Source organism: Chromohalobacter sp. HP20-39 (assembly GCF_033052815.1).
In the GTDB taxonomy this organism is placed as follows: Bacteria; Pseudomonadota; Gammaproteobacteria; order Pseudomonadales; family Halomonadaceae; genus Chromohalobacter.
In genome coordinates this window covers 1-249 of record NZ_JAWHTP010000997.1, presented here as the reverse complement: position 1 = coordinate 249, position 249 = coordinate 1, and the positions used below count along the sequence as shown (strand labels likewise).

Sequence of the window (249 nt, the reverse complement as noted above, 5' to 3'; positions counted from 1 at the left end):
CCTTGTTCGAGAACACCATCCAATACATCCGGCCGCGCTCCAGTTGCCCCGTCTGGCGCAACTGCCCAATCCTGTCCATGGCGGGCACTTGCACCAGCGCACGGCTTCGCTGATCGAACAGATACGGTGTGATGTTCTTGTCGGCAAACACCTTGGCCACCGCCGGATCGAGCACACGGTAGCTCAGCCGGATCAGGTTGCCCGACGCGGTCAGCCGCACGCTCAGGCCATCGACACCACCGTACGACC

At 62.7% G+C, this 249-nt stretch carries 1 protein-coding gene; it reads right to left on the bottom strand.

Features of this window, described 5'->3' with window-relative positions; translation table 11 throughout:
- The coding region (locus RVY79_RS20960; protein WP_317466538.1) for a hypothetical protein at positions 1 to 249 on the bottom strand (249 nt) is incomplete at both ends.